The 14,368-nt window shown below is 42.0% G+C and carries 17 protein-coding genes, 2 tRNA genes and 1 pseudogene; 5 read left to right on the forward strand and 15 right to left on the reverse strand.

The genetic code is table 11. The features are described 5' to 3' along the window. Positions 1–144 precede the first annotated feature (144 nt). The 10 genes from fusA to rsgA form a co-directional block, all read right to left on the reverse strand. Positions 145–2,226 carry an elongation factor G gene (gene fusA, locus SRA_RS07685; protein WP_003089490.1) on the reverse strand — a complete coding sequence of 694 codons (2,082 nt, stop codon included), beginning with the start codon at positions 2,224–2,226 and terminating at the stop codon, positions 145–147. Between the two features lie 399 nt (positions 2,227–2,625). Beyond that, entirely contained in the window at positions 2,626–3,096 is a 471-nt protein-coding gene (gene rpsG / locus SRA_RS07690) for a 30S ribosomal protein S7 (protein WP_003089491.1), read from the reverse strand. A gap of 17 nt (positions 3,097–3,113) precedes the next feature. Beyond that, entirely contained in the window at positions 3,114–3,527 is a 414-nt protein-coding gene (gene rpsL / locus SRA_RS07695; RefSeq protein ID WP_002262492.1) for a 30S ribosomal protein S12, read from the reverse strand. Between the two features lie 343 nt (positions 3,528–3,870). Further along, entirely contained in the window at positions 3,871–4,236 is a 366-nt protein-coding gene (locus SRA_RS07700; protein ID WP_003089502.1) for a hypothetical protein, read from the reverse strand. 72 nt (positions 4,237–4,308) lie between these two features. Next, the gene (purR, locus tag SRA_RS07705) at positions 4,309–5,139 is read right to left on the reverse strand and encodes a pur operon repressor (protein WP_003089503.1); all 831 of its coding nucleotides are present in this window, start codon (positions 5,137–5,139) and stop codon (positions 4,309–4,311) included. Between the two features lie 92 nt (positions 5,140–5,231). Continuing rightward, positions 5,232–6,176 carry a 3'-5' exoribonuclease YhaM family protein gene (locus SRA_RS07710; protein ID WP_003089505.1) on the reverse strand — a complete coding sequence of 315 codons (945 nt, stop codon included), beginning with the start codon at positions 6,174–6,176 and terminating at the stop codon, positions 5,232–5,234. Further along, on the reverse strand, positions 6,166–7,440 hold the full coding sequence (locus SRA_RS07715; RefSeq protein ID WP_003089507.1) for a DNA recombination protein RmuC: 1,275 nt from the start codon (positions 7,438–7,440) through the stop codon (positions 6,166–6,168). Before SRA_RS07715 ends, SRA_RS07710 begins: the two co-directional genes overlap by 11 nt. Positions 7,441–7,446: 6 nt before the next feature. After that, a complete protein-coding gene (locus tag SRA_RS07720; RefSeq protein WP_003089511.1) occupies positions 7,447–8,079 on the reverse strand; it encodes a thiamine diphosphokinase in 633 nt (210 codons plus the stop codon). Next, positions 8,072–8,731 (reverse strand): ribulose-phosphate 3-epimerase, encoded by a 660-nt coding sequence (rpe, locus tag SRA_RS07725; protein WP_003089512.1) that lies wholly within the window; start codon positions 8,729–8,731, stop codon positions 8,072–8,074. The genes SRA_RS07720 and rpe overlap by 8 nt, the downstream gene beginning before the upstream one ends. Positions 8,732–8,740: 9 nt before the next feature. Beyond that, positions 8,741–9,613: a ribosome small subunit-dependent GTPase A gene (gene rsgA, locus SRA_RS07730; protein ID WP_003089514.1), complete on the reverse strand. Its 873-nt coding sequence runs from the start codon at positions 9,611–9,613 to the stop codon at positions 8,741–8,743. A 116-nt stretch (positions 9,614–9,729) separates the two neighbouring features. Between rsgA and SRA_RS07735 the strand changes: the two genes are divergently transcribed. The 5 genes from SRA_RS07735 to SRA_RS07755 all read left to right on the forward strand — a co-directional run bounded on the left by SRA_RS07735 (position 9,730) and on the right by SRA_RS07755 (position 11,173). After that, positions 9,730–9,812 (forward strand) — tRNA-Leu (locus SRA_RS07735). A gap of 89 nt (positions 9,813–9,901) precedes the next feature. Further along, a tRNA-Ser gene (locus tag SRA_RS07740) sits at positions 9,902–9,990 on the forward strand. A 211-nt stretch (positions 9,991–10,201) separates the two neighbouring features. Continuing rightward, entirely contained in the window at positions 10,202–10,771 is a 570-nt protein-coding gene (locus tag SRA_RS07745) for a hypothetical protein (protein ID WP_003089516.1), read from the forward strand. Position 10,772: 1 nt separating this feature from the next. Next, on the forward strand, positions 10,773–10,988 hold the full coding sequence (locus SRA_RS07750; RefSeq protein ID WP_003089518.1) for a helix-turn-helix transcriptional regulator: 216 nt from the start codon (positions 10,773–10,775) through the stop codon (positions 10,986–10,988). Then, positions 10,985–11,173, forward strand: coding sequence for a hypothetical protein (locus tag SRA_RS07755; protein ID WP_003089520.1), 189 nt, complete (start codon positions 10,985–10,987; stop codon positions 11,171–11,173). Before SRA_RS07750 ends, SRA_RS07755 begins: the two co-directional genes overlap by 4 nt. A 75-nt stretch (positions 11,174–11,248) precedes the next feature. Here the strand turns inward: SRA_RS07755 and SRA_RS07760 are convergent, their stop codons facing one another. From SRA_RS07760 to rnmV, 5 genes and pseudogenes are all read right to left on the reverse strand, one after another. Next, a complete protein-coding gene (locus SRA_RS07760) occupies positions 11,249–11,653 on the reverse strand; it encodes a hypothetical protein (protein WP_003089522.1) in 405 nt (134 codons plus the stop codon). Positions 11,654–11,666: 13 nt separating this feature from the next. After that, positions 11,667–12,542, reverse strand: coding sequence for a 16S rRNA (adenine(1518)-N(6)/adenine(1519)-N(6))-dimethyltransferase RsmA (rsmA, locus tag SRA_RS07765; protein WP_003089524.1), 876 nt, complete (start codon positions 12,540–12,542; stop codon positions 11,667–11,669). 10 nt (positions 12,543–12,552) lie between these two features. Next, a pseudogene (locus SRA_RS07770) lies at positions 12,553–13,005 on the reverse strand (HIT family protein). A gap of 397 nt (positions 13,006–13,402) precedes the next feature. Further along, positions 13,403–13,747 (reverse strand): hypothetical protein, encoded by a 345-nt coding sequence (locus SRA_RS07775; RefSeq protein WP_003089527.1) that lies wholly within the window; start codon positions 13,745–13,747, stop codon positions 13,403–13,405. A 17-nt stretch (positions 13,748–13,764) separates the two neighbouring features. Next, a complete protein-coding gene (gene rnmV / locus SRA_RS07780; protein ID WP_003089529.1) occupies positions 13,765–14,337 on the reverse strand; it encodes a ribonuclease M5 in 573 nt (190 codons plus the stop codon). Between the last annotated feature and the right edge of the window lie 31 nt (positions 14,338–14,368).

A 14,368-nucleotide genomic window follows, 5' to 3' on the forward strand; every position in this document is an offset into this window, starting at 1 on the left:
AATTATTTTAAGAAAATTGCAAACGATTTTCCTTGATGAAAAGAAAAAAAGGAGAACGAAAAGGAAGCTTTGTCAAGCTAAATTTCACGTTTTCCTTTTTTATGAAAGAAGTAAATCTGCGCAGCAGCTAAGCTATCAGGCAGCTTAGGCCTCTCCTGCGTTTTTCTTGATGATTTCTTCCTGAACAGATTTTGGAACATCTTCGTAGTGGTCAAATACCATCATGAAAGTACCGCGACCTTGAGAAGCAGAACGAAGAACAGTTGCGTAACCAAACATTTCAGCAAGCGGAACAAAGGCACGAACGATTTGGCTGTTTCCGTGTGCTTCCATACCGTCTACGCGACCGCGACGAGCAGTCACATGCCCCATAACATCACCAAGGTTTTCTTCTGGAACAGTAATTGTGACAAGCATCATTGGTTCAAGGATAACAGGCTGTGCCGTCTTAGCAGCTTCTTTAAGCGCCAGAGATGCAGCGATCTTGAAGGCTGTTTCAGATGAGTCGACATCGTGGTAAGAACCATCGTAAAGTTTTGCTTTGATATCAACCATTGGGTAACCAGCAAGAACACCGTTAGCCATAGATTCTTGAAGACCTTTTTCTACTGCTGGAATGAATTCACGCGGAACCACACCACCAACGATAGCATTTTCAAATTCGAAGCCTTTACCTTCTTCATTTGGTGTAAATTCAATCCAAACATCACCAAATTGACCTTTACCACCAGATTGACGTTTGAAGAATCCGCGTGCTTGGGTAGCTTGACGGAATGTTTCACGGTAAGATACCTGAGGCGCACCTACGTTAGCTTCAACCTTGTGTTCACGTTTCAAACGGTCAACAAGGACATCCAAGTGAAGCTCACCCATACCAGAGATAACAGTTTCACCTGTTTCAGCGTTAGTTTCAACACGGAAGGTTGGATCTTCTTCAGCCAATTTTTGAAGACCGATAGCCATTTTATCTTGGTCAGCTTTTGTCTTAGGTTCAACCATAAGCTGGATAACTGGTTCTGGGACTTCAATTGACTCAAGAATAATTTTAGCTTTTTCATCAGTCAATGAGTCACCAGTTGTCGTATCTTTCAAACCAATAGCAGCTGCGATATCGCCTGAGTAAACAGTTTCAATTTCTTTACGGCTGTTAGCATGCATTTGCAGGATACGTCCGATACGTTCACGTTTACCTTTAGTTGTGTTCAAGACGTAAGAACCAGAGTTCATTACCCCTGAGTAAACACGGATGAAAGTCAAACGGCCTACAAATGGGTCAGTCATAATCTTGAAAGCAAGTGCTGCAAATGGTTCATCATCAGATGCTGGGCGAGTTTCTTCTTCGTCTGTATCAGGATTGACACCTTTAATTGCTGGAACATCAAGCGGGCTTGGAAGATAGTCCAAAACCGCATCAAGCATCATTTGAACACCTTTGTTTTTGAAGGCGGAACCGCAAAGAACAGGGTAGAACTCTACATTGATAGTAGCTTTACGGATAGCTGCTTTCAATTCTGCTTCAGTGATTTCTTCACCTTCCAGATATTTCATCATGAGGTCTTCATCAGTTTCTGCTACTGCTTCAATTAATTTTTCACGGTATTCATTAGCTTGATCTACATATTCAGCTGGAATATCTTCTTCAAGAATATCTGTACCAAGGTCATTGGTATAGATTTCCGCTTTCATTGTTACCAAGTCAATGATTCCTTGGAAATCATCTTCAGCACCGATTGGCAGTTGAATTGGGTGAGCATTTGCCTGAAGGCGGTCATGAAGCGTGCTTACTGAATAAAGGAAATCAGCGCCGATTTTATCCATCTTATTAGCAAATACGATACGAGGAACACCGTATTCAGTCGCTTGACGCCAAACAGTTTCTGTCTGAGGTTCTACACCTGATTGTGCATCAAGAACAGTTACAGCACCGTCTAATACACGGAGAGAACGTTGCACTTCGATTGTGAAGTCCACGTGTCCTGGTGTGTCGATGATGTTAACACGAGTGTCTTTCCATTGAGCAGTTGTAGCGGCTGAAGTGATTGTGATACCGCGTTCTTGCTCTTGTTCCATCCAGTCCATTTGTGAAGCACCTTCGTGGGTTTCACCGATTTTATGGATTTTACCAGTATAGTAAAGAATACGCTCTGTTGTTGTTGTTTTACCAGCATCAACGTGAGCCATGATACCGATATTACGAGTTTTTTCAAGTGAAAATTCGCGAGCCATTGTGGTTTTTCTCCTATAATTTTTATTTACTTTTTTATTCTAACATTATTTTAGAAAGAACGGATAGGCAGGACCTACCCGTTCTCGCATCGTTTTTCATTTTTTCCTGTGGAAGATGGGTGACAGCCCAGCTCTAATAGAACTTAGTATGAGTAGCAAACCTACCGTGAAAAAAGATGAACTTCCTCATGCGCAAGCGCACAGCGTCAGTTCTCTGTTTTTCACTAGCATGCTAACTCTTTGCATCTTATTCTTAGTTGAATTTTAGCTACAAATGTCCTATCTTAACTGAACCCGGCCGGCGTACTGCCAGTGAAAAAAGATAAGTTTCCTTGGTTGTAAACAACCAGCGTCATCTTCCTATTTTTCACCTGTACGCCCGCCCTTGGTATCTTAATCTTACCAGCGGAAGTGTGCAAAAGCACGGTTAGCTTCAGCCATACGGTGTGTATCTTCACGTTTCTTAACTGAGGCACCTGTATTATTGGACGCATCTAAGATTTCTTTTGCAAGACGATCTTTCATTGTGTGTTCGCCACGAGCACGTGACGCAGTTACCAACCAACGAAGACCTAATGTTGTCCGACGTTCTGGACGAACTTCAACTGGAACTTGGTAGTTAGAACCACCAACACGGCGGGCACGAACTTCAAGAACTGGCATGATATTTTCCATTGCCGTCTCAAATACTTCAAGTGCATCATTTCCTGTTGCTTCCTTAATTTGTTCGAAAGCTCCATAAACAATAGATGATGCTGTACCACGTTTACCATCAAGCATAACGCGGTTGATAAGACGTGTTACAAGTTTTGAATTGTATAATGGATCTGGCAATACTTCGCGCTTAGGCGCACGGTTTTTACGACTCATTTCTTAATCTCCCTTCCTTATGCTTTTGGCTTCTTAGTACCATATTTAGAACGGCCTTGTTTACGATCAGTAACACCGGCAGTATCCAGTGCACCACGAACGATATGGTAACGTACCCCTGGAAGGTCTTTTACACGTCCGCCACGAATAAGAACAACACTGTGTTCCTGCAGGTTGTGGCCAATACCTGGAATATAGGCCGTTACTTCGATAAGGTTACTCAAACGAACACGAGCAAATTTACGAAGGGCTGAGTTAGGTTTCTTAGGTGTCATTGTTCCGACACGTGTAGCAACACCACGTTTTTGAGGTGCAGCAAGTTTAGTATGAACTTTTTTATGGCTGTTGTAACCAATGTTCAATGCTGGTGAGTCAGATTTTTCTACTTTAGACTTACGTGGTTTACGTACCAACTGGTTAATTGTAGGCATCTACATTCTCCTGTAAAATTTTTATTTTGGTTGACATAGCACTCGGTGACAGCCCATGTCTGTGTGTACTTTGCAACATTTGTCAGCACGTCTCTGTACACTTTTGAGAGACCAAAAGTAAAAAGTACCGCTTATCATAGTAACACAGCGGCAACGCTTTGTCAATAGTTTTTTCCTGTTCTTATACCTCTGCAAAAAATAAAAACAAAAGCCCAAAAATTATAAGTTCATTATGCATTTTGGCTCCGCATATTACGCATATTATCTGATAAAAAACTGAGGCAGACACATACGATTTTCCTGCAATCATGTGTGTCTGTCTCAGACGCTTTTACTGATATTATTAAGGGGTTACCTGAACGCTTCCGTCCGGATTGACTTTCACACTGGAGTCGCCATTGTTAGCTTCGATGCCATCCTCGCCTACTTTAGCACTGGAATCACCATTTTCCGCTTCAATTTCACCATCTTGATTAACTTCAGCTTTGGAATTGCCATTATCAGCTTTAATCTTTCCATCATCTACTTCGGCAGTATCATCACCATTGCTGGCTTTAATCTTTCCCTTGTCAACAGAAGCTTTTTTCTTCTTCGTTGTTCTAGACGTTTTCTGAGATGTATCTGTCTTTGAATCTTTTTTCGAGTCACTGCAGGCAGTTAACCCAACTAAGAGGAGTAAAGACAAAACGGCAATTGTTGTTTTCTTCATAAGAAACCTCCTTAATTATTGCTATCATTATATCATAGTTTTTGAAATTTTTCTAACAATTCACAGACAGCATCACTTTTTTGTCCAAACAGCATCAAAAATGTTTCCCAACCTAACATCCACCTTATTTTCTTTAACATCAATATCTGTGACTGTCAAAAGAGATTTATAGCTGAGGTTCTCTCTTTTTTCCTGAGCATTGTCAGCAAATACAGCTACACCGACCAGACTGCAGTCAAATTCTCTTAAAAGGCTAACCATTCCGCTAATTGTACCGCCTCCCTTAAGAAAATCATCTACAATCAAAACCCTGCTGTTAGGTTTAAGGCTTCGTTTGGACAAAAACATCTTTTCGATACGATCGCTGGAGCCAGAAGCATAGTTGACAGAAACAGTCGAGCCTTCTGTAATTTTTAAATCCCGCCGAACGATGACAAAAGGTACATTGAGGATATTGGCAACCGCATTTGCTAAGGGAACTCCTTTGGTTGCGACCGTCATTACGGTGTCAATTTTTTCACCTTTAAAGGCATTGGCAATAATCCGACCGATATTTTTTAAAATACTGGGTGTGCTCAATAAATCCGACAGGTAAATATAGCCTCCCGGCAAAATCCGATTACTCTCTGAAAGCCGCTGGCAAAGCTCTTCAGCAATTTCTTTGGCCTCAGTTCCAGAAATTGCCGGCGTAAAAATAACACCGCCGTTGGCACCGGTCACTGTCTCAATATGACCAATACCGCCTTCTGCAAAGGCTTTTTTTATAATAGCAATATCTTCTGAAATGGAAGATTTTGCTGCTCCGTAGTTTTCTGCAAAAGTATTAAGACTTGTTAGTTGATGAGGGTTGTTCACCAGATAATTGGAAATAACAACCATCCGTTCGCTGCGTCGTAATTTCATAAATTCACCATTCATTATTTTACTTTTATTATACCATATAAAGAAATAAAAAGACGAACATTACCGTTTTAATATCCATCTTTTTTCGTCTTTTAGTGATTTGTTTTGGGCTTATAGAAAGAACGATTGTCCATAGCAAAAATCCGGCCTGTCATTTCTCCTTCGGACACCCGCGACAGGGCTGAAGTCATCATCATCATTTCCGCATCAAGGTTGTCAATCATATGAATAACCTCTGCTTCCATAATCCTTGGTCTGACCGGACTGCCGTATTCTAAGAGCCCGTGATGGCTGAGGATAACATGGCGAAGGACGATGACATCCTCCTTGCTATCATCAATGTTTAGCTCGGCTAAAACCTTGGTAATTTCTTCATCAATCAAGGCAATATGGCCAATAAGATTACCGCGGACAGTATACTCTGTATTATCAGGACCAGTCAACTCAAGAACCTTGGCTAAATCATGGAGCATAATTCCTGCAAAAAGAAGGCTCTTATCAAGCTCTTGATAAATATCTCCGATACTGTCTGCCAAGCGAACCATGGTTGCTGTATGATAGGCCAGACCGACTTCAAAAGCATGGTGATTGGTCTTGGCGGCAGGATAAGTGAAAAATTCATGGCTGTACTTACGGTAAAGCGCTCTGACAATCCGCTGCCAAGTAGCATTTTCAATTTTAAAGAGCATCTGCTCCAAATAGTCTCTGATTTCCTTGACATCAACCGGCGGTTTTTCCTTGAAATCCTTAGGATCATTAGGTTCACCCTCCTTGGGATGGCGCAAGCTGATTTGATTGACCTGCGGGGTACCGTTGTAGACCTCACGGCGGCCCTTCATAAAGACAACTTTGCCAGCTGTGAATTCTTCGACATTATAGGGCTGAGCATCCCAAAGATTGCCGGAGATTTCTCCGCTGTCATCCTGAAAAGTGAAAGCAAGATAATCCTTGCCAGCTCTTGTTTTTCGAAGTTCTGCTGACTTAATGAGATAAAATCCTTCAAAAAGCTCATCTTTTTTCATTTGACTAATTTTCATCTGGTTCCTCATCTTCTAGCGGTGCAATATTTAAGAGCAGCCGAGTATTGTCATCTTCGTACAGTTCAATATCTCTAAGCACCCGATCAATGGCGTTGGTCCGCGTTGTCAAAAGCTTATCAATATTGTTACTGGCTCGGTGCAGCTGTTTCTGAGTTGTCTGCAGAAGGCCGCCGAATTTGTTAAATTCTGACTTAACATTCCCTAAAATTTTACTGATATCATCAGCATTCTTTTGAATATTCAAGGTCTTAAAGCCAACGGACAGCGAATTTAGAAGCGCTGACAGGGTGGATGGCCCGGCAACTACAATGTGCTCATCACGGCGCAGGCTGTCAAAGAAGTCAGCATTCCTAACAACCTCAGAATAAAGGCCTTCTGTCGGCAGGAACATAATGCCAAAATTGGTTGTTTCCGGCGGGTTAAGGTATTTCTTTTGAATATCCTTAGCAAAACGTTTGAGACCGGCAAGCAGAGCTTTGCGATGAAACTCAATCTGCTCTTTATCACCCGTTTCATAAGCATCCTCTAAACGGTAATAATCTTCCAGCGGAAACTTAGAATCAATAGGCAGATAAACATAGTCATCCTGATGACTGCCTGGCAGTTTGATGGCATATTCCACACGTTCAGCCGATCCTTTAACTGTCGCAAATTCACGTTCATACTGACTTTCAGTCATGATGTCTTCAATAATTTGCCCCAGCTGCAATTCTCCCAAGATACCCCGCGTCTTAGTATTAGAGAGAACTTTGTTTAAAGTGCCGACATCACGCGCTACTGTCTTCATCTCACCTAAACCTTGATTGACACTTTCCAGCTGTTTGGAAACTGTTTCAAAGGATGTTCTGAGACGGTTATGCAAGGTTTGATCCAGTTTTTCTTCAACCGTCTGCCGCATTTCCTCCAAACGTTTCTCATTTGAAGTCTGCATATCTTTAACAGACTGCGTCAATTGGACATTAATCTGCTCCAAACGCTTATCGGAACGGTCACGGCTGTCAGTAAGATTTTGATATAAAACATCTCTTAAATCTGCGAACTGCTGTAAAAGATCATTTTGCAGACGCGTCAGCTGCGTATTGATTTCAAGCAGCTGGTTTTTGTTCGCCATTTCTAATTGGTAGGAAACCTGATCTGACAAATTATCAGCATTGTCATCCAGCTTTTTTTCCAAACCAGACTTATTTTTATCCACTTTCAAAAAAACAGCAGCGCTGATAAAGCAGGCACTCATAGCCAGCAATAAGGTGAGAATATCCATTATTAATTAAATCCTATCTTTGGTTTGAATCACAACGGCATAACCCGATGAAACAGAAAAACAGATGGGCTTGCCAATAAATTCATTGCTGCCGTAAATCTTCTTCTGGAAAAAATTCTTTTCAGAGAGTTCGTATTTGGCATCCTGAATGGTCAAGGGAGCGTCATTGTCAGCCATAAAAGAAATATAAACCATTCCGGCTTCCTGTTTAACACAGTGCTGGCCCGGAGGAAAAAACTGTACCAGATTTTGCCTGTCACGCAAACGAAAATGCTCCATAAACGGGGCTAAATCCGGATTACTGGGCAGAAAAATATTTGCCAGGGTGTGATCCAGACGGCCGCCAAAGGCTCCAAAGATGGTTACTTCGGCCTTGTCAAACTGCTGAAAAATCGTTTTGAGAGCCAGTTCAGTGTCCGTGTCCTCTTTTTCTGCCGGAGCTGTGACAAACTGTTTGGCTGCAGTCTTAATCTTTTTCAGCTCTTGTTCAGACACCGAATCAAAGTCCCCAACAGCCAAATCTAGAGGCAGGTGATTTTGGAGCAGGAAAGAGCAGCCTCGGTCAATTCCTACAAAACAATCAAAATTTGTCGTGAAATACTCCAAGTCACCCCCTGTGAAAAGAGCTATTCTAGTCATTTATGGCCGCTTTCAAGGTTTCAACTCGGGCTGACAGGTTGTCCTTGAAAAGATAAGAACCTGCTACAAAAACATCGGCTCCCGCTTGGGCACAGGCACTTATAGTTTTGTTGTCTACTCCGCCATCCACTTCAATGTCATAGTCAAGACCGCGCTGCTCACGCAGCCGAGCTGCCAGCTTTACCTTTTCCAAGCATTCGGGAATAAAGGCTTGTCCGCCAAAACCCGGATTGACAGTCATGATTAAGACTTGATCAACTAAATTCAGAACAGGTTCGATCGCTCCTAAAGGAGTTCCGGGATTGATGACAACACCTGCTTTCATCCCTGCAGCCTTGATTTTTTGCAGGGCGCCGTGAACATGGGTTGTGGCCTCAGCATGAATAGTCATAATATCAGCTCCTGCTTGGGCAAAATCATCAACATAGCGTTCGGGATTGACAACCATAAGGTGGCAGTCAAAAACTAATTTACTATGCTTACGCATACTGGCAACTACGCCCGCACCAAAGCTGATATTAGGCACAAACTGGCCGTCCATAATGTCAATATGGACATATTTAACACCTGTTTCTTCAATACGCTTTAATTCTTTTTCAAAATTAGCGTAATCTGCAGCCAAGATGGATGGGGCAATTTTGTAAGTTGACATAAAAAGGACCTACTTTCTCTTAATCGTTTTCTTATAAGTCTCCCGACGGTTTTCAATCTCGCTAAGGAATTGCAGGTAGTGCTGATAGCGTTCCTGCCAGATAACCTTCTGTTCCACCGCTTCTTTAACTGCACAGTCCGGTTCATGCGTATGAGTACAGGAACGAAACTTGCAGGCAGAACTCAGCCGCAAAAATTCAGGAAAGGCAGCGTTTAAGGCTTCACTACTTGTTATTTCGTAATCAAGCGAGCTAAATCCAGGGGTATCAGCAATTTTACCGCCGTGTACATTGTAAAGTGTTACAGCGCGTGTCGTATGACGGCCGCGGCCTAAGCTGTCCGAAATTTCAGCAGTTTCAAGATTCAAATCCGGAGCAATTTTATTAAGCAGCGTTGATTTGCCAACACCTGTCTGTCCCATGAACACAGTAATCTTATCCTTTAAAAGCGGCAGCAGCTCTGACAAATGATAAATAACCTGGTAGCCAATCTGTTGATATTGCTCCTTAATAACGTTTAAACAGCTCAAATCTTTCAGCAAATCAAGCTTAGAAATATAAATCAAAGGCTTGATATTTTTATGCTCCAAAAGAATCAAGAAGCGATCCAGCAGATTAATATTCAAATCGGGCTCCTTGGCTGACATAATAACCACAGCCTGATCAACATTGACAATGGGCGGCCGTATCAAACTGTTTTTTCGCTCATGAATGGCCAAAATATAACCCTCTGAATGTTCTTCCGCCGAAAAGTCAACCTCATCGCCAACATAGGGACGATGCCCTTTTTTTCTGAAATTCCCGCGTGCCCGTGTCTGATAAACCTGACCATTTGACTCCACGTAATAAAATCCGGCCAAAGACTTAATAATTTTCCCTTGCAAACGCTCTCCTCGCTAAACTTATTAAATTCATTATATCAAAAAATTAATCTTTTTTCTGTTTAGGTATTGGCAAATCACAAAAAAAGCGTATAATAGTATAATGTATTATAAAGTCAGCGGAGATGGTGGAACGGCAGACACGCATGCTTCAGGCGCATGTGCCCGTACGGGCGTGAGGGTTCAAATCCCTTTCTCCGCATTTTCGGGCTTCTTAGCTCAGTCAGCTTTCTCGCTGACTCTTTTTAATATCTTTACAGCTTTTTAAGGCAATTTAAAAAAGCCGCATTTGGAAAGGTGGCCCAGCTTGGTACGGCACCGGACTCGAAATCCGGCAAGTGGACTTTGTTCATGCGCGGGTTCAAATCCCGTCCTTTCCTTATCAATAGTTAACTCTCGTCTTCTTAATAGGCGAGAGTTTTTTTAATCTTAAAAAGCTGCTATTACTAGAGTCAGCTGCTCCTAATCAACCAGGCTCTAAATGTTAAAAATAAGTCGCTTTTTCTTGACGATAGTTTTATAAAGTGATATATTTATAACATAAAGAGTTATAAATATATCACATTTCTATATAGAAAGAAGGTCTGACTCATGAAAAATAAAAAATGGCTCTACATTGCCTGGCTTCCCCTGATGTTACTCTTGTGGTTTCTCTCTCCGCAAAGTCATCCTGCTTGGATAAAACCTACTGTTTTCATTATCGTTTTACTGGTTCAATCTGTCATTCTTTGGTTCTTTCACAAAGAAGCCTTTCAAGATCCAGAAGATCGCTATTTTGGACTGACTGAAAAATTGTACAGTATGACAATCTTTGCCGCGATGGGGGTTTATACCAAAGGTATTTGGGCTCTTACTCCAAATAGCAATCCTATCTGGATAAAGCATGTCTTTTTAGGCTTAGGCTTACTGATTTTAGTTGTTTTCTTCCTCTACTTTGCTTTCAAAAAAGTAGACGAAAAACCTGATGAACGCTTTTATGCTGACTTGGCTAAAGCTGCTTGCCTGACCTTGACCTTAATGTTAGCCTGCTTGATGATTTTGAGCGTCATCACCTTCTTTTTCCCATTTACTCTGACAGCTGGGAGGGTTTTGATTTTCGGCGCAGTGATGATTTTAGCCTTTGATATTGCTTTCTTCCTCTTTGAGAAAAGAGGTGCTTAAGATGGCGAATATTCAAACCAACCTCAAAGAACTGCGGAAAGCCAAAAAAATGAGCCAACAGGAACTGGCGCAAGTAGTCGGTGTTCGCAGAGAAACCATTATTCACCTAGAAAACAATCGTTACAACCCGTCACTTGAAATGGCACTGAAAATCGCAGAGATTTTCCAGCTGCCTGTGGAAGATATTTTTCAACTGAATAAGGAGGAATACTCATGACCACACAAACTTGCCCTTACTGTGGGGGAATTCAATTTGTAACAGCTAAGCAAAATAAAGGTTATGCTGGTATCTCACGTTCAGGCAGTGCTACTAGTCTAGGTCAATCAATCTGCCTAGAAATCTGCAAAAACTGCGGAACAGTTGTTCGATTTTTTGTCGAACATCCTGAAAAGTTAAGTTAAACTCCTAACCACACAGAAAAAGTCCCTAAAAAATAAATTCTAAGAACCTCGTCTTCAGTCTGAAATCTCACTGATTTAGCGAGTTCTTTTTGATAGGATAAGCAAGCAGCAACTCAGTAAAAAGGTCAATGCTGTCATGCTGCCTGTTCCATATTTTTCAAGCGGACTGCTGCTGATAAAGAAATTAAAAACAGTCGCTAGCAGAGACAGACCTGTCATCATCACCATGACAAGGTCTTGCCTTGCTTTTGTCCAGCGGCTAGGAAGCATTTGCCCATAGGTTAAGTAAAAATAAGCAAAAAACGACCAGACCAGAGTAAACAAAAAATTAGCCGGTCTTAGCCAGAGCGGAAAGACCGTGTAAGCTCCGCCGAAAAAGAAAACGCCCAAAGGGAAGCCCAGCAAAATTAAGAAATGCAGAATAGCTTGGATGAAATAAAGCAGAGCACAGGCAATAGACAAAATCTTGAATTTAATCATCTAAATTTACCTGTTAGTTTAAACCAACTTGGTAAAGAGCAGCTGCCAGCCTAGCAAAATCTGCAATCGTCAGTGCCTCACCACGAATGGAGGGCGTGATAGCTGCTGCTTCTAAAGCTTGTTCCAGCTTGGCTTTGACTTCTTCTGATTTGCCGAAATGGCTGGTCAGATTGTTCCACAAGGTTTTACGGCGATGAACAAAGGCTGCTTTGCACACACGGAAGAAGAAATCTTCGTCCTTTACTTGCACCAGCGGTTGCTCACGGCGGGTCATCTTGAGAATGGCCGAGTCAACATTTGGTGCGGGTACAAAAACGGTGCGCGGCACGATGAAAGCCAGCTTAGCTTCCATATAGTACTGCACCGCAATGGACAGAGAACCGTAGGCCTTGGTCTCGGGCTCGGCAGAAATGCGGTCGGCCACCTCTTTTTGCATCATGACCACAAATTCAGCAAAAGGAATTTTACTTTCAATCAAGTGCATCAAAATCGGTGTCGTGATGTAGTAAGGCAGGTTGGCCACAACCTTGATGGGTAGGTCGGGATTGGCAAATTCCTTGATTCGCGTCTGCAAGTCCGATTTGAGAATGTCCTCATTAATCACTTTGACATTGTCAAAATCGCGCAGCGTATCTGCCAAGATTGGCACCAAACGGTCGTCAATCTCAAAAGCCATGATCTCAGCTGCCTTCTCCGCTAGAAATTCGGTCAAAGCCCCGATTCCAGGCCCAATCTCGATGACATTGACATGTCGGTCAATCTCTGCCGTATCCACAATCTTCTGCAAAATATTGGTATCGGTCAAAAAGTTCTGACCGAAGGATTTCTTAAAGGTAAAGCCGTGGCGCTCAAGGATGGCGCGGGTCACGGAGTAGTCTGCTATTCTCATGTGTTTCTTTCTAATTTTTAAGTTCAGATAAAAGTTGTTGCTTCATCTGTTCTAATACTTGGCCTGAAATCCGTTTTTCATCAGCATACATTTCTTCAAAAGGTAGCCACTAGACTGGCCCTTTGCCATTATGACCATAATTCCCTAGGTCATCAAACTTTCTCGGAAAGAGATGCCAATGCAAATGCCCATCGCCATTTCCTAGACTTTCAATATTCATTTTCTCGGCGAAAAAAGCTACGCTGACAGCTTTTGAAACATCTGCCATCTCAGATAAGTGTTTATCCCGAAAATCTTTTGGCAAATCGTGTAATTCCGTCACATGCTGCTTACAAAGAAAAATTGTATAGCCTTTGAAATGCTGATGATCACCAATAACGACATAACCAGTCTCTAGTTCTTTGACAAAATAAGGGTTAATTTCTGATTTAATCATTTCAATACGTTCACAAATGAGACACACTGCGCTTTTCTCCTGCTCACATATAAGGTCAGTTTATTTTTTATACTCTTTATTGTAGCATAAAAACAAAACATCTTTTAATCTTAGGAAAAAAGAAATTACAACTTCAGTTTACAAATCATATCAATTTATGAAGCGCCCTTACGCTAATGATAAGTTTTGGCATTCTTTCACTTGATTTATGAACTTAGTATCTCACCGCCAAATGCTAAAATGGCCTGCTCCTTTTTCTTTCCATTATTCTTGAAAAAGGACGCTATCGGCTCGCCGTTAGTTGGTACAGCTACAAAAAGGCCTCAACCAAGCACCCACTGTATCTTCCCCGTAGACTTCTAAACCTTTTATCCAGCAAGCTCGTTTGGGAAATTCCCCAAACCTCACAGGATACCGAAAAAAATTATTTTTCGTTAAAATCTTTGATACTGCTCTCCTCAGGATACCGTTGAGTCAGCACTAGGTATTTATCTCTGCCGTCTTCAAGATTTAGACTTCTCTCAGTAGACTCTTTTACTCCTTTTGAATTAACAAGCAAATCAACACCTTCAGCTGGGACATCAACTGTTATTGTATTGCTTTGTTCCCAGTCAATTTTACAATAAATGTCGTGCATGCCTTCTGATACCTGAAATTCTAATTTCTGTCCTCGCTTAATTTTTCCGACGCATTCGCCATCAATGAAAACTTTAAATTTCCGAAACATATTGGCACCTTTTGTGCCTCTTTCTAATTTGATTGTAGCCATCTTCTTTCCTCCAACTTTTAACTTTCTTGATAATCTGCCATCACTTCCTCAACCTCCGCCAGACTAATCCCAAACAGTTCCAAGCGTTTGAGGAGCTGCTTGCCGTTGGTATAGCCAATCCGCAGTTTCTCACCTAGATATTCACGGCGCCTGCGGCTGTCAGAGCCCATGAGGAGACCCAGCCGCACGAGGTCTGATTTGGTGATGTCAAAATGATTGTCGTCGTCATAGGAGCCTAGCACACCAGACAAGGCTTTTTGTAAATCATCAAAGGATGCGTGCTCAACGCCCAGAGAGCGACCTTTCGTTTTAGACTTGGGTACTGCTTCGTCACGATTGAGAAAGGCGTGCTTAGCGGTCGGCACTGCTTCCATAATCATTTTGCGGATACGTTCGCCATTGTAGTCTGGGTCAGTAAAGACGATGGCTCCGCGCAGGTCATTGAGCTTTTCAATCCGTTCTAAATCCTCAGCCGTGATGGCAGAGCCGCGAGTTTCGTAAGTATCAACATCATAGAAACGACGGAGATTGGCAGTGTCATCCTTGCCTTCAACGACAAGGACTTCTTGTATTTTAATTTTATCTTTCATAATTTTCTTTTTGTGAACAGCTTCTTAAGTG

Source organism: Streptococcus ratti FA-1 = DSM 20564 (assembly GCF_000286075.1).
Classification (GTDB): Bacteria; Bacillota; Bacilli; order Lactobacillales; family Streptococcaceae; genus Streptococcus; species Streptococcus ratti.

What these genes read in the sequence shown, in the direction of transcription:
- fusA (WP_003089490.1), bottom strand. Translation starts at nt 2,226, where the DNA reads ATGGCTCGCGAATTTTCACTTGAAAAAACTCGTAATATCGGTATCATG.
- rpsG (WP_003089491.1), bottom strand. Translation starts at nt 3,096, where the DNA reads ATGAGTCGTAAAAACCGTGCGCCTAAGCGCGAAGTATTGCCAGATCCA.
- rpsL (WP_002262492.1), bottom strand. Translation starts at nt 3,527, where the DNA reads ATGCCTACAATTAACCAGTTGGTACGTAAACCACGTAAGTCTAAAGTA.
- SRA_RS07700 (WP_003089502.1), bottom strand. Translation starts at nt 4,236, where the DNA reads ATGAAGAAAACAACAATTGCCGTTTTGTCTTTACTCCTCTTAGTTGGG.
- purR (WP_003089503.1), bottom strand. Translation starts at nt 5,139, where the DNA reads ATGAAATTACGACGCAGCGAACGGATGGTTGTTATTTCCAATTATCTG.
- SRA_RS07710 (WP_003089505.1), bottom strand. Translation starts at nt 6,176, where the DNA reads ATGAAAATTAGTCAAATGAAAAAAGATGAGCTTTTTGAAGGATTTTAT.
- SRA_RS07715 (WP_003089507.1), bottom strand. Translation starts at nt 7,440, where the DNA reads ATGGATATTCTCACCTTATTGCTGGCTATGAGTGCCTGCTTTATCAGC.
- SRA_RS07720 (WP_003089511.1), bottom strand. Translation starts at nt 8,079, where the DNA reads ATGACTAGAATAGCTCTTTTCACAGGGGGTGACTTGGAGTATTTCACG.
- rpe (WP_003089512.1), bottom strand. Translation starts at nt 8,731, where the DNA reads ATGTCAACTTACAAAATTGCCCCATCCATCTTGGCTGCAGATTACGCT.
- SRA_RS07745 (WP_003089516.1), top strand. Translation starts at nt 10,202, where the DNA reads ATGAAAAATAAAAAATGGCTCTACATTGCCTGGCTTCCCCTGATGTTA.
- SRA_RS07750 (WP_003089518.1), top strand. Translation starts at nt 10,773, where the DNA reads ATGGCGAATATTCAAACCAACCTCAAAGAACTGCGGAAAGCCAAAAAA.
- SRA_RS07755 (WP_003089520.1), top strand. Translation starts at nt 10,985, where the DNA reads ATGACCACACAAACTTGCCCTTACTGTGGGGGAATTCAATTTGTAACA.
- SRA_RS07760 (WP_003089522.1), bottom strand. Translation starts at nt 11,653, where the DNA reads ATGATTAAATTCAAGATTTTGTCTATTGCCTGTGCTCTGCTTTATTTC.
- rsmA (WP_003089524.1), bottom strand. Translation starts at nt 12,542, where the DNA reads ATGAGAATAGCAGACTACTCCGTGACCCGCGCCATCCTTGAGCGCCAC.
- SRA_RS07775 (WP_003089527.1), bottom strand. Translation starts at nt 13,747, where the DNA reads ATGGCTACAATCAAATTAGAAAGAGGCACAAAAGGTGCCAATATGTTT.
- rnmV (WP_003089529.1), bottom strand. Translation starts at nt 14,337, where the DNA reads ATGAAAGATAAAATTAAAATACAAGAAGTCCTTGTCGTTGAAGGCAAG.